General features: G+C 26.8%; 13 protein-coding genes and 1 tRNA gene. 8 read left to right on the top strand and 6 right to left on the bottom strand.

The features are described 5' to 3' along the window. The first annotated feature begins 16 nt into the window (after positions 1 to 16). Both mnmL and ABDZ71_RS15785 read left to right on the top strand, forming a co-directional pair. Positions 17 to 949, top strand: coding sequence for a tRNA modification radical SAM protein MnmL/YtqA (mnmL, locus tag ABDZ71_RS15790; RefSeq protein WP_343763098.1), 933 nt, complete (start codon positions 17 to 19; stop codon positions 947 to 949). A gap of 16 nt (positions 950 to 965) precedes the next feature. Beyond that, positions 966 to 1,715 (top strand): 2-phosphosulfolactate phosphatase family protein, encoded by a 750-nt coding sequence (locus ABDZ71_RS15785; RefSeq protein WP_343763096.1) that lies wholly within the window; start codon positions 966 to 968, stop codon positions 1,713 to 1,715. 43 nt (positions 1,716 to 1,758) lie between these two features. On the opposite strand, the gene ABDZ71_RS15780 is transcribed toward ABDZ71_RS15785, so the two are convergent. The 6 genes from ABDZ71_RS15780 to murC form a co-directional block, all read right to left on the bottom strand. Continuing rightward, positions 1,759 to 2,166 (bottom strand): hypothetical protein, encoded by a 408-nt coding sequence (locus ABDZ71_RS15780; protein WP_343763094.1) that lies wholly within the window; start codon positions 2,164 to 2,166, stop codon positions 1,759 to 1,761. 99 nt (positions 2,167 to 2,265) lie between these two features. Further along, positions 2,266 to 2,919: an HAD family hydrolase gene (locus tag ABDZ71_RS15775; protein WP_343763092.1), complete on the bottom strand. Its 654-nt coding sequence runs from the start codon at positions 2,917 to 2,919 to the stop codon at positions 2,266 to 2,268. Between the two features lie 72 nt (positions 2,920 to 2,991). After that, positions 2,992 to 4,341, bottom strand: coding sequence for a [Fe-Fe] hydrogenase large subunit C-terminal domain-containing protein (locus tag ABDZ71_RS15770; protein WP_343763091.1), 1,350 nt, complete (start codon positions 4,339 to 4,341; stop codon positions 2,992 to 2,994). A 203-nt stretch (positions 4,342 to 4,544) separates the two neighbouring features. Continuing rightward, positions 4,545 to 4,620: transfer RNA gene (locus ABDZ71_RS15765), tRNA-Pro, on the bottom strand. 65 nt (positions 4,621 to 4,685) lie between these two features. Continuing rightward, the gene (locus ABDZ71_RS15760; RefSeq protein WP_343763089.1) at positions 4,686 to 4,997 is read right to left on the bottom strand and encodes a hypothetical protein; all 312 of its coding nucleotides are present in this window, start codon (positions 4,995 to 4,997) and stop codon (positions 4,686 to 4,688) included. Between the two features lie 68 nt (positions 4,998 to 5,065). Further along, positions 5,066 to 6,442 carry a UDP-N-acetylmuramate--L-alanine ligase gene (murC, locus tag ABDZ71_RS15755; protein WP_343763088.1) on the bottom strand — a complete coding sequence of 459 codons (1,377 nt, stop codon included), beginning with the start codon at positions 6,440 to 6,442 and terminating at the stop codon, positions 5,066 to 5,068. Between the two features lie 192 nt (positions 6,443 to 6,634). Here murC and purR point away from each other — a divergent pair, with 192 nt between their 5' ends. The 6 genes from purR (at position 6,635) to ABDZ71_RS15725 (ending at position 12,707) form a co-directional block, all read left to right on the top strand. Continuing rightward, a complete protein-coding gene (gene purR / locus ABDZ71_RS15750) occupies positions 6,635 to 7,453 on the top strand; it encodes a pur operon repressor (RefSeq protein ID WP_343763087.1) in 819 nt (272 codons plus the stop codon). Between the two features lie 135 nt (positions 7,454 to 7,588). After that, the gene (spoVG, locus tag ABDZ71_RS15745) at positions 7,589 to 7,876 is read left to right on the top strand and encodes a septation regulator SpoVG (protein ID WP_343763085.1); all 288 of its coding nucleotides are present in this window, start codon (positions 7,589 to 7,591) and stop codon (positions 7,874 to 7,876) included. 181 nt (positions 7,877 to 8,057) lie between these two features. Then, a complete protein-coding gene (gene glmU / locus ABDZ71_RS15740) occupies positions 8,058 to 9,431 on the top strand; it encodes a bifunctional UDP-N-acetylglucosamine diphosphorylase/glucosamine-1-phosphate N-acetyltransferase GlmU (protein ID WP_343763084.1) in 1,374 nt (457 codons plus the stop codon). A 21-nt stretch (positions 9,432 to 9,452) separates the two neighbouring features. Further along, the gene (locus tag ABDZ71_RS15735) at positions 9,453 to 10,412 is read left to right on the top strand and encodes a ribose-phosphate diphosphokinase (protein ID WP_343763082.1); all 960 of its coding nucleotides are present in this window, start codon (positions 9,453 to 9,455) and stop codon (positions 10,410 to 10,412) included. 192 nt (positions 10,413 to 10,604) lie between these two features. Then, positions 10,605 to 11,291 (top strand): response regulator, encoded by a 687-nt coding sequence (locus ABDZ71_RS15730; RefSeq protein ID WP_343763081.1) that lies wholly within the window; start codon positions 10,605 to 10,607, stop codon positions 11,289 to 11,291. Next, positions 11,292 to 12,707 (top strand): HAMP domain-containing sensor histidine kinase, encoded by a 1,416-nt coding sequence (locus tag ABDZ71_RS15725; RefSeq protein ID WP_343763079.1) that lies wholly within the window; start codon positions 11,292 to 11,294, stop codon positions 12,705 to 12,707. The last annotated feature ends 26 nt before the right edge of the window (positions 12,708 to 12,733 follow it).

Here is a 12,733-nt window from a genome sequence, read left to right as displayed (position 1 = left end):
AAAATAGGTGATGAAAATGGAATTAAAATGGAATGAAAAAAGATACCATAGTTTAAACTATTTTTTAAGAAATAAATTTGGATCTAAAGTTTTTAAAGTATCTTTAGATGGAGGGTTTTCTTGTCCTAATAGAGATGGAACTATAAGTAAAGGTGGATGTATATATTGTAGTGAAAGAGGATCAGGAGATTTTGCAGGAAACAGAGATTTTTCAATACATAATCAATTTCAAGATATACTTAAAATGATGAATAAAAAGTGGAAATCAAATAAGTATATAGCTTATTTTCAACCTTATACAAATACATATGCTCCTGTAGAAATCTTAAGAAAAAAATATGAAGAAGCTATAAATGAAGAAGGAGTAGTAGCCCTTGCTATAGCTACAAGACCAGACTGTTTAGGTGAAGATGTTTTAGATTTGTTAGAAGAGATTAATAAAAAAGTATATGTATGGATTGAACTAGGACTTCAAACTTCAAATGAAAAGACAGCAAAGACTATAAACAGAGGATATAAAATAGATGTTTTTGAGAAAGCTGTAAAAAACCTTAGAGAGAGAAATATAGATGTAGTGGTTCATACTATATTTGGACTTCCAGGTGAAACTAAAGAAGATATGATAAACACAGTAAAATATTTATCAACTAAAGATATTCAAGGGGTTAAATTTCATCTCCTACATTTAATGAAAAATACTCCTCTAGTTAAATTGTATGAAAAAGGAGAACTTAAGTTTTTAACTTTAGAAGAATATATAGATGTAATATGTGAATCTATAAGTATTTTACCTCCAAGTGTTGTTGTTCATAGACTAACTGGTGATTCTCCTAGAAGTTTACTTATAGGTCCTATGTGGAGTTTGAAAAAATGGGAGATACTAAATTCTATTGATAAAAAATTAAAAGATGAAAACTTATATCAAGGAATAAGTTATAAGAGAGTATAGTTTAAGAGGGGATTTTATGAATATAGATTTAATTATTTCTGCTGATTATGTAGATGATAGTAAAGTTAAAGATAAAACTGCAGTAGTTATAGATATGTTAAGAGCAACATCGGTTATTACTACAGCTATAAATAATGGCTGCTCTAAAGTTATACCAGTTGTTACTGTAGAAGAAGCTTTAAAGATTTCAAATAATAAAAGATGTGATTTTATATTAGGAGGAGAAAGAAATGCTTTAAAAATAGAAGGATTTGATTGTTCTAATTCTCCCCTTGAATATAAAAAAGAAAATGTTTATGGTAAAAATATAATTTTAACTACAACTAATGGAACTAAAGCAATAAATAAAAGTGTTAAGGCTAAAAATATATTGATATCAGCTTTATTAAATGCTAAAAGTGTTTCAGATAGGGTTATTGATTTAGGTAATGATTTAGTTATAGTAAATGCAGGAACCTATGGAGAATTTTCTATAGATGATTTTATATGTAGCGGATATTTAATAGATTGTATTATAAAGAAAGAAAAAGATGTTAAATTATCAGATATAGCAAAAACTTGCCATTATATATATTTAAACAATAAGGATATAATAGGGTTTATAAAAAATGCAGATCATTACAAGAGAATAAAAAAACTAAATTTAGAAAAAGATTTAGACTATTGTTGTAGAAAAGATATTATAGATGTTGTTCCAGAGTATATTAATGGACAAATAAAAGACTATAGATTATTTAAAGGGAATGAAAATGAAAAGATAGTATAGATAAAAGCACAAAAGTTTCAAATTAAACTTTTGTGCCTTTATTTTAATTTGTAGGTATGTTTAAAAAATCTTTTTTTACCCAACCTTTTGTATTAATCATACCTTTTGAAAATATAGAAATTTCAAACCATAATGTATTTGAAACTTCTGCTATAGAGTATATATTAACTAGTTCATTTGGTTTTATGTTGTATATTACAGTAGAATTATCTGTTGGTGAAAGAAAAAGATCACAATCTTTTTTAGTAGTTGCTTTTTCATAATCTGAAGGAATAAATTTAACTTTTATATTTTTATTTATATGATTTGTATTTTGTATTGAATTTTTTAGTTTAATATTTTGTTTTTTTAGTAACATAATTTGTTTTTGTTGATCATAGTATTTATCATTGAAAGTATAATATAAATAAAAACATACAATAACTATTACTAGAAACAAGAATATAAACATATAAAACCTCCTGTATAATCTTACAATACAGTATAGTATATTCAAAAATTATAATTTATTTAAAAGAAAATATCATAAAATAAAAAATTAATTAAATGTTTATATTGCTAAATCTTCTAAATCATCATATTTATTTATATAGTAATCTGATTTAGCTTTTATATTTTTTGTATAATCCTTAGAGTAGTAATCATATACACCAACTACTTTCATACCAGCAGATTTAGCACCTTCTATTGCAGGTAATATATCTTCAAATACTATACATTCCTTAGGAGAAGTATTTAGTTTATCTGATGCTAATAAATAAATATCTGGAAAATTTTTTCCTCTTTTTACTTCAGATATAGTAGTTATACTATCAAATAAATCATATATACCGTTATTTTTTAAAACAATTTCAACTAAACTAAGAGTATTACTAGTTGCTAATCCTATTTTTATATTTTTACTTTTTAATAAATTTAAAAAAGTTTCAACACCATTTTTTAATTTTATATTATTGCAATATTCAGAGTATGCCATATCATTCCATTCTTTCATTATTGATTCAGGAGATTCTTTTAGATTGAATGTATTTTTAAAATAATTAGCACATTCTTCAAAAGTTAAATGTTCAATTTCTTTTTTTAGATTATTAGGTACTGCTTTATTTCTTTTTTTTAGAAAATCAATATCTATTTTACACCATACTCCCATTGAATCAATTAAAGTTCCGTCTAAATCGAATATAGCTGCTTTTATATTTTTCATAAGTAATCACCTCATTTAAATTATAACAGGTGATACTAGAAATTTTAATAAGTATTTTATAGTAAATATATTTTAAAACTTTCGTTCAAATATTTTTATTTTTTCCGGGTTTTTAAAATCTTCTACTGAGTTTATTCCTATTTTTTTTAAAATGGTATTCATACAAGAACTATCTACAGATACTTTTACAGAAGATTTATCAGCAAATTCATTTACTTTATCTTTTCCTTTTTCTTTAGAGATTAAAGCTTTAGGCCCACCGACGCATCCACCAATGCATCCCATACCTTCTATAAAGTTTGCATCTAGTTCTTTATTTTGAGCTTTTTCAAGAATCTTTTTACATTCTATTACACCATTTGCTTGAACTGCTTTTAACATGATTGATTTTTCAGGGAAAAGTCTATCAACTACATCTTTAACAGCTTCTGATACACCGCCAGTTCTTGCATAAATTCTTCCCCCTCTAGAAGAATAATCAGAAGATTGATCTTCCTTAAGATTTTCTAAATCTAAATTTAAAGATTCAAAAATACTTTTAAGTTCTGAGAATGTAAGAACAAAGTCAATATCTCCAACTAAATCTTCTTGTTTAGCTTCAGCTTTTTTAGCTATACAAGGGCCTACAAAAACTATTTTACAATCTGGATTTAATTTTTTCAAAACTCTTCCAGAAGCTACCATAGGAGAAATAGATGGTGATACATTTTTTACTAAATCATTGTATACTCTTTTTAACATTCCAACCCACATAGGACAGCAACAAGAAGTTATCATTAAATCTTTTTCATTTTTTACTAGGTGGTCAAATTCTACAGCTTCTTTCAATGTAAGCATATCAGCAAAAAATGCTACTTCTATCATATCTGTAAATCCTAGTTTTTTAAAAGCTGTTCTAAGTTTATCCATAGTGACATTGTCACCGAATTGACCAGAAATGGCAGGAGCTACTGTAGCTATTACTGGAGCATCTCCTTTTAGTAATTTTGCAAGGGGAATAAATTCTACTTTATCTAAAATACTTCCATTAGGGCAGGCTTCTACACAAAAACCACAATCAGTACATCTATCTTTGTCTATGTATGTAGAATTAGTATCTTTGTTTATAAAGATAGCATCAAAAGGACATGAGTTTTGACAAAATGTTTTACCATTAATTTTTTCACAATCCATAGAACAATCTTTGATTTTGTTTACTACTTTATGTAAAGGGTTATAGTTTTTTATTGCTTTTTTTAAATCTTCTATAAAATTTGTAGTGTTAGGATCTACTTCTACTCCACATAAAGATGAAATAATACTACAAAGATCTCTTTCATCAGAATCATGTTTTGATAATAAATTTTCTAAATCTTTTTCTAATGTATTATTGAAATAAGACTTTACTATATTTTGAAACAATTCATTATGTTCTTTTTTCACAATATCACTCCTTAATATATTAATTATTTTTACCAGTTAGTAACTTATTATTAGTAAACTTTAACTATTTATATGAAAATTTATCTAATTAAGTAAAATAATAAAAATAAAATTAAATAATAAAAGAGTATATTACTTTAAAATTTTTTGTTTTTAATAATTTATTTTAAATAAAAAAAAGAGTTACTAAAAGTAACTCTTTGTGGTCGGGGTGACAGGGCTTGAACCTGCGACCTCATGGTCCCAAACCACGCGCGCTCCCATCTGCGCCACACCCCGAAAACATTACCATTATATAATAATAGCTTTAAAAAGTCAATAATATATAATAGTAATGTTTAAATTTAGTTAGTTTTTTTATCACCAACACCTCTTGTTGGAACTGTAGATATAAGAAATCCTACTAAAATAGAAACTAAAGCTGGTGCAACTATGTTAAGGTATATTACAAATCTAGTTTTATATAATATTAATGCTGTAAGTACGGTTATTCCAGCAGTAATTACAAAAACATATATTATAAAAAGAGAAAAGGAACTAAAAAGTTTTTCATATATCTTATTACGAGTAGGACCGCTTATTATTTTTCTAAACAATAAATAAGATACACTTATAAGTATTAAATTTACTATTGCCGAAATTAAAAAATTTTTCATAAAAAAACACCTCCAATAGGTTATACATATAGTATTACCAATTAGAAGTGTTTTTAAGTATATTTTATTTAAGAATTAAGATACATTTCTCCAATTTTAAATACATCTCCGGCACCAACAGTTAAGATTAAATCACCTTTTGATGCATTTTTCTTTAAATAATTAACTATATCTTCAAAGTTATGAAAATTGGTGCATTTTATACCTTTTTCTCTTAATGAATCTCCAAGCATATCAGAACTTATTTCTCCAGTGTCTTTTTCTCTTGCGGCATAAATATCTGCAAGAATAAGTTCGTCTGTGTTATTAAAGCATTCTGTGAATTCATCAAATAATTTTATAGTTCTTGAATAAGTATGAGGTTGAAATACACAGAATATTTTATTGTGAGGATAGTTTCTTGTTGCATTTAAAGTTGCTTCAATTTCTGTAGGATGGTGAGCATAATCATCTATTACAGTAATATCATCTTTTTTTCCCTTTAACTCAAATCTTCTATGGGTTCCATAAAAACTTTCTAAACCTTTGGCTATAGAATTTTTTTCTAAGCTTAAAGTTAAAGATATACATATACTAGCTAATGAATTTAATATATTATGTTTTCCTGGTACATTTAAATTTATTGAAAAAAGTTTTTCATCATTTTTATATACATCGTAACTTCCGCAAGCTTTTTCATCAAATTTTATATTACGTGCTTGAATAGTACCAGAATTTATACCATAAGTAACTACATTACAAGAAGCAGATTTTATAATATCTTTTATATTTTTATCTTCATCATAAGCTATAAGATATCCATCTTTAGGTATTAGCTTTATAAATTTAGAAAAAGCATTTTTTATATCTTCAATATCTTTATAATAATCTAAATGATCTTTATCTATATTAAGTATAACTCCTATATAAGGATGAAATTTAAGAAAAGAAGATTTATATTCGCAGGCTTCAGTTATAAAATAATCACTTTTACCTACTCTTACATTACCATTTATAATATCTAGGTTTCCTCCTACTAAAATTGTAGGGTCTGTATTACAATTTAAAGTTATATGAGAAACCATAGAAGTAGTAGTAGTTTTGCCATGAGTACCAGAAATAGCTATATTGTATTTGTGTCCTTTCATTAATTGTCCTAAAAATTCAGCTCTATCCATAGTTTTAATATTTTTATCTTTAGCTTCAACTAATTCAGGATTATCTTTAGATATTGCAGCAGTGTATACTATTATATCTGCATTTTTTACATTTTCTTTATTATGACCTATATATATTTTAGCTCCGTTTTTAGATAATTTTTCAGTATTTGGCGATTCGTTCATATCAGAACCGGATACTTTAAAGTTATGATATAGAAGTATTTCTGCAAGTCCACTCATACTTACTCCACCGATACCTATAAAATGTATATTTTTATTCTTATCTTTTATCAAATCAAATGACATTTAGTTCACTCCCTAATAAATACTCTTATTATGTAATTATATACAAAAACATAACAAAAAAACATATTAATATATTGATATTATAAAATTTATTAAATATGTATTGATATTGTTACTTATTTATCTTAAAATAGGAATAATAAAACAAATATATTAAAAATAATTCGTAATTTGAAATAGATAGGTGATATGATGGAAAAATTTACAAGAAATCAAAGAATATCCATAATAACCAAAGTTCTTATGGAAAACCCTAATAAGATAGTCAATTTGAATACATTTACTCAGATGTTTAATGCTGCAAAATCTACAGTAAGTGAAGATTTATTTATAATAAAGGATATATTAACTAAATTATCTTTAGGTAGAGTAGATACAATATCAGGTGCTGCAGGAGGAGTTAAGTACGTAAGTGGGATATCAAAAGAGGAAAGTAAGAAATTTGCTGAGAATTTATGTATAAACTTAAAAAATAAGGATAGAATAATACCAGGAAATTTTTTATATGTAACAGATATAATGTGTAACCCGCAAATAGTACAGAAAGCTGCTAATATATTATTTTCATTTTTTTCAGAAAAGCATATAGATCATGTAATAACTATGGAAACAAAGGGTATACCATTAGCTTATGAAGTAGCAAAATTGTTAGGAGTCGAATTAGTTATAGTTCGTAGAAACAATAAGCTTACAGAAGGATCTACTTTAAGTATAAATTATGTTTCTGGATCAAGTGGAAGAGTTCAAAATATGTATGTATCTAAAAACTCTATAAAACCAAAAAGTAAATGTATATTTATTGATGATTTTATGAAAGCTGGAGGTACAGCTTTAGGTATAACTAATTTACTTAAAGAATTTGAAAGTGAACTCTTAGGTATAGGAGTATTAATAGATAACACTGACATCCAAGAAAAGCTTGTAGACGATTATTTTTCAATAGTAGATTTCAAAGGTTTTGATGATAATAACGAAATATTAGTAGAGCCTTCTTCATTATTTGAAATTTAGATAAAATAATTTTCAAAAGATTTTAATATTTTATAAAAATTAAAAAAATAAAGGAGGAAAAATATAAAACATAGAGAATATGTTATTGTATATACATAAAAGTATATACACAAGCATCTTTGGAGGTGGAAATTTATGCAAATTACAGATGTACGAGTTAGAAAAATAGCGACAGAAGGAAAAATGAAGGCTATAGTTTCAGTAACCTTTGATAATGAATTCGTAGTTCATGATATAAAGGTTATAGAAGGTCAAAACGGTCTTTTCATAGCTATGCCTAGCAGGAAAACACCAGATGGGGAATTCAAAGATATAGCACATCCTATTAATACAGAGACTAGAGAAAAAATCCAAAACGCTATATTAGAGCAGTATGAAAAAGTTAAAAACGAAGACTCATCTGCAAATAAGAACGAAGAATAATCAGGAAGTATATAAAATAAAAGGGAAAGGAGAATTTATTCTCCTTTCCCTTTTTGTGAATATATATGTTGTTTATATGTTCAATAGGTTGAAATTAATTTTTATATAAAATATAATATTATAGGAAGTTTTTTAAAATGAAATACTCAAATGTTATAAAAAATGATAAAGAGGTGCTATAATGTATAATTGTGCTATAATATTAGCAGCAGGTCAAGGAACAAGAATGAAATCTTCTTTACCTAAAGTTTTACATAAAGTTTGTGGTAAAGAAATGGTTAATCATGTTATTGATACTATTAGAAAGTCAGAAATAGAAGACATCAACTTAGTTGTAGGTAATGCAGCAGAAAAAGTAAAAGAAGCTACTAAAGAAAAGAATGTTAGTTATTCAGTTCAAGAAAAACAACTAGGAACAGGTCATGCAGTTATTAGTGCTATAGATTTTCTAAAAGGTAAAAAAGGAACAGTTGCTATATTTACAGGAGATTCACCTTTAATAACAGATGATACAGTAAAAGATTTATTTGAATTTCATAAAAAGGAAAAATGCTTTGCTACAGTAATTACTTCTATTGTAGATAATCCAACAGGATATGGTAGAGTTATAAGAGAAAACTCCAAAGATGTAAAAAAAATAGTAGAACATAAAGATTGTAATGAAGAAGAACTAAAAGTAAACGAAGTTAATAGTGCTATGTATTGTTTTGACATAGAAGCTTTAATTGAGAGCTTAAGTAAAATTACTAATGATAACGCTCAAGGAGAATACTATTTAACTGATGTTATAGAAATAATGAAAAATTCAGGAAAAAAAGTAGGAGCTATTGCTATACCTTTTGAAGAAATAATGGGAGTTAATTCAAGAATACAGTTATCTCAAGCAGAAAATATTATGAAAAAAAGAATAAATGAACTACATATGGCTAATGGAGTTACAATAATAGATCCAAATAACACTTATATAGATGTAGATGTTAAAATTGGTAATGATACTATTATATATCCAGGAAACGTTATAAAAGGTAATACTCTTATAGAAAGTGATTGTATTTTATATTCTAATTCTCGTATTTTAGATAGTACAATAGGACAAGGAGTTACAGTTGAAAACTCTGTTATATTAGAAAGCACAGTAGGAGATAAAACTACAGTAGGACCTTTTGCATATATAAGACCAGAATCTTCTATAGGTAAGTCAGTAAGAGTAGGAGATTTTGTAGAAATTAAAAAATCAAGTATAGATGATGGAACAAAAATATCTCATTTAACTTATATAGGAGATGCAGAAGTAGGAAGTGGATGTAACTTCGGTTGCGGAACTGTAGTAGTTAATTATGATGGAGAAAATAAATATAAAACTATAATAGGAAATAATTCTTTCATAGGTTGTAACACAAATTTAGTTTCACCTGTTAAAGTTAATGACAACACATATATAGCAGCAGGATCTACAATTACAAATGAAGTTCCAAAAGGAGCTTTAGCTGTTGCAAGGGCAAGACAGATAAACAAAGAAGGCTGGGTAGAAAAAAAAGGATTATATAAGAAATAAATTTTAAGGAGGATTTATATAATGTTAAGCCAGGGTAAAAATATTAAAATTTTTACAGGTAATTCACATCCAAAATTAGCTAAAGAAATAGCTGATGCACTAAAAGTTCAAGTTGGGGATTCTCAAGTATCAACATTTAGTGATGGAGAAATATCTGTAAATATCAACCAAACAGTAAGAGGAACTGACTTATTTATAGTTCAATCAACAAATGCTCCAGTTAATGATAATTTAATGGAATTATTAATAATGATTGATGCATTTAAAAGAGCTTCAGCAGGAAGAATCACAGCAGTTATGCCTTATTATGGATATGCTAGACAAGACAGAAAAGCAAAGGCAAGAGATCCAATAACAGCAAAATTAGTAGCAGATCTTTTAACAGCTGCAGGAGCTGACAGAGTATTAACAATGGATTTACATGCATCACAAATCCAAGGATACTTTGACATACCAGTAGATCATTTATTAGGAGCTCCAATCCTTGCAAAATACTTTGTTGAAAAAGGTTTTGACGAGAGAGAAGATATAGTTGTTGTTTCACCAGACCTTGGAAGTGTTACTAGAGCTAGAAAATTTGCAGATAAACTTCATGCACCAATAGCTATAATAGATAAAAGAAGACCTAAAGCTAATGTATCTGAAGTAATGAATATAATAGGAGATATAAAAGATAAAACTGTTATATTAGTAGATGATATGATAGATACAGCAGGAACTATAACTAATGGAGCTAATGCATTAGTTAAAATGGGAGCTAAAGAAGTATTTGCATGTTGTACTCATGCTGTTTTATCAGGTCCTGCAATAGAAAGAATAGATAAATCAGTTATAAAAGAATTAGTTATGTTAAATACAATAGATTTACCAGATGATAAAAATTTAGATAAATTTAAAGTGTTATCAGTAGCACCAGTATTTGCAGAAGCTATTAAAAGAATATATGAATATTCTTCAGTAAGTGAAATATTTGAAGATTAATAGGCAATAATATTATTACATAGTTAGTTTATACCTATAGATGTTAACATCTATAGGTATTTTATTTACATGTAGTGAATTATTTGTAAATTTTATAAAATTGATTATTTTTGCACAAAATAATATGGTAAATTAAATATGTAATTAGTAAATGATTTTAATATTTATTTGATATAGAAGGAGGTTCAAAAAATGGAAGGAAAAATAGGAAAAGTTCTTGTAGTAGATGATGATGAAAATATAGCAGAAGTCATAAAGATGTATTTGGAAAGTTCAGGGTATGATACTAAGGTGTGTCATGATGGTAAAGAGGCAGAAAAAGAGTTTTCAAAATATAAACCTGACTTAGTATTACTTGACATAATGCTTCCTCATATAGATGGGGTAGATGTTCTTAAATGGATAAGAAAAGATAGTATGATACCAATAATTATGTTAACTGCTAAGGGAGATACTTTTGACAAGGTTCTTGCTCTTGAATTAGGTGCAGATGATTATATTGTAAAGCCATTCGAACCTAAAGAATTATTAGCAAGAGTTAAAGCTGTACTTAGAAGATATAATGCAGATAGTGATAATAAAGAAGTTTTAAAATTTGATAGTTTAGTTGTAGATGTAAATTCTTATAGTGTTTTATATAAAGAACAAGAAATAAAAATGCCACCTAAAGAATTTGAACTTTTATATTATTTAGCTAGTAATAAAAATAGAGTATTTACTAGAGAACAATTATTATGTGAAGTATGGGGATATGATTATCCAGGAGATTCTAGAACTGTAGATGTTCACGTAAAAAGATTAAGAGAAAAATTAGAAGGTGGATCAAATTGGCAAATTCAAACTGTATGGGGAGTAGGATACAAATTTGAGGTGAAATAGATGAAAAAAAGTTTATTCACTAAATTAGTAGCTACTTTTACAGTTATAATATCTGTTAGTTTTATAATAATAGCAGCATTTTTATCTTATTGGTTTCAAGGATATTATTTTGATCAAAGAAAAAAACAGTTATCCTCAGAAGGACAATATATAGTAAGAGCAATGTCTGAATACTCTCAAGGAATTACATCAAAACAACAAGTTAAGCTAACTACACAGTATATTAGTAATTACTTATCTGCAAATATATGGATAACAGATAGCTATGGATATGTTGATACAGTGTCTAATCCTAAACATAAAAGTTTAGAAGGTATTCAAGTTTTAACAAAAGACCTAGAAAAATTGAGAAAAGGGGAATCTGTAGAAAATAGTGGAGAAAGCTATGATAAGAGGTGGTTTGATAGTCCTGTTCACACTTTTGAAATACCTATTTTTAAGGGCAATACCTTTGTAGGAGCAATAGTTATGCATACTCCAAGAAGTGAAATAACAGCTCCCCTTAAACGGGTATACAATATTATTTGGATATCAGCCATATTTGCAATAATAATTTCTTCTATTGTAATTTACTACTTTTCTGAAAGAATAATAATAAGGCCTTTGTCTAAAATAAATAATGTTGCAGACAAGATTTCTAAAGGAGAAGTAGATAAAAGAGTAGTTATGTATTCTAATGATGAAATAGGAGAGCTTGCTAATTCTTTTAATTCTATGGCAGATTCTATAGAGCAGGTGGAAACAAACAGAAGGCAATTTATTTCCAATGTATCCCATGAAATAAGGTCTCCTATAACTTCTATAAAAGGATTTATAGGCGGAATTTTAGACGGGATAATTCCTTTAGAAAAACAAAAGTACTACTTAAAAATAACCTATGAAGAAATTCAAAGACTTACAAGATTAGTTAATGATTTATTAGATTTATCATCTATGGAATCTGGAAATTTAGAGCTTAATATAGGAAAAGTAGATATTAATGAAATTATAAGGACTAGTATTATAAAATTTGAAACAAAAATAGACAAAAAAAGCTTAAGAGTAAATGTTAGCTTAGAAGAAGATAAGCTTTTTGTTATGGGAGATAAAGATAGACTTATACAAGTAGTTATAAACCTTATAGATAATGCCATAAAATACGCAAGCGATGGTGGAAGAGTTAATGTTACTACTAAAATTAGAGGAAACAAAGTTATAGTTTCTGTTTTTAATGATGGACCAATACTTTCAGACGAAGATAAAAAACACATATGGGATAGGTTCTATAAAGCAGATAAAGCAAGATCTTCTAAAGTTAGTACTGGATTAGGATTATCTATAGTTAGAAGCATATTAACTCAACATAAAGAAGATGTTTGGATTGATAATAAGTCTTTAGAGGGAGTAACTTTTAACTTTACTTTAACAAGAGTATAGTGTGACTACTTAAATAAGTGGAGGTG

The sequence above is a fragment of the Clostridium oceanicum genome, assembly GCF_039521385.1.
Taxonomy (GTDB): domain Bacteria; phylum Bacillota; class Clostridia; order Clostridiales; family Clostridiaceae; genus Clostridium_F; species Clostridium_F oceanicum.
This window is presented reverse-complemented; position numbering and strand designations above follow the sequence as displayed.

Coding starts and splice junctions, on each gene's coding strand:
- murC (WP_343763088.1), bottom strand. CDS start 6,442: ATGTCATTTGATTTGATAAAAGATAAGAATAAAAATATACATTTTATA.
- purR (WP_343763087.1), top strand. CDS start 6,635: ATGGAAAAATTTACAAGAAATCAAAGAATATCCATAATAACCAAAGTT.
- ABDZ71_RS15730 (WP_343763081.1), top strand. CDS start 10,605: ATGGAAGGAAAAATAGGAAAAGTTCTTGTAGTAGATGATGATGAAAAT.
- glmU (WP_343763084.1), top strand. CDS start 8,058: ATGTATAATTGTGCTATAATATTAGCAGCAGGTCAAGGAACAAGAATG.
- ABDZ71_RS15735 (WP_343763082.1), top strand. CDS start 9,453: ATGTTAAGCCAGGGTAAAAATATTAAAATTTTTACAGGTAATTCACAT.
- ABDZ71_RS15760 (WP_343763089.1), bottom strand. CDS start 4,997: ATGAAAAATTTTTTAATTTCGGCAATAGTAAATTTAATACTTATAAGT.
- ABDZ71_RS15780 (WP_343763094.1), bottom strand. CDS start 2,166: ATGTTTATATTCTTGTTTCTAGTAATAGTTATTGTATGTTTTTATTTA.
- spoVG (WP_343763085.1), top strand. CDS start 7,589: ATGCAAATTACAGATGTACGAGTTAGAAAAATAGCGACAGAAGGAAAA.
- ABDZ71_RS15785 (WP_343763096.1), top strand. CDS start 966: ATGAATATAGATTTAATTATTTCTGCTGATTATGTAGATGATAGTAAA.
- ABDZ71_RS15725 (WP_343763079.1), top strand. CDS start 11,292: ATGAAAAAAAGTTTATTCACTAAATTAGTAGCTACTTTTACAGTTATA.
- mnmL (WP_343763098.1), top strand. CDS start 17: ATGGAATTAAAATGGAATGAAAAAAGATACCATAGTTTAAACTATTTT.
- ABDZ71_RS15775 (WP_343763092.1), bottom strand. CDS start 2,919: ATGAAAAATATAAAAGCAGCTATATTCGATTTAGACGGAACTTTAATT.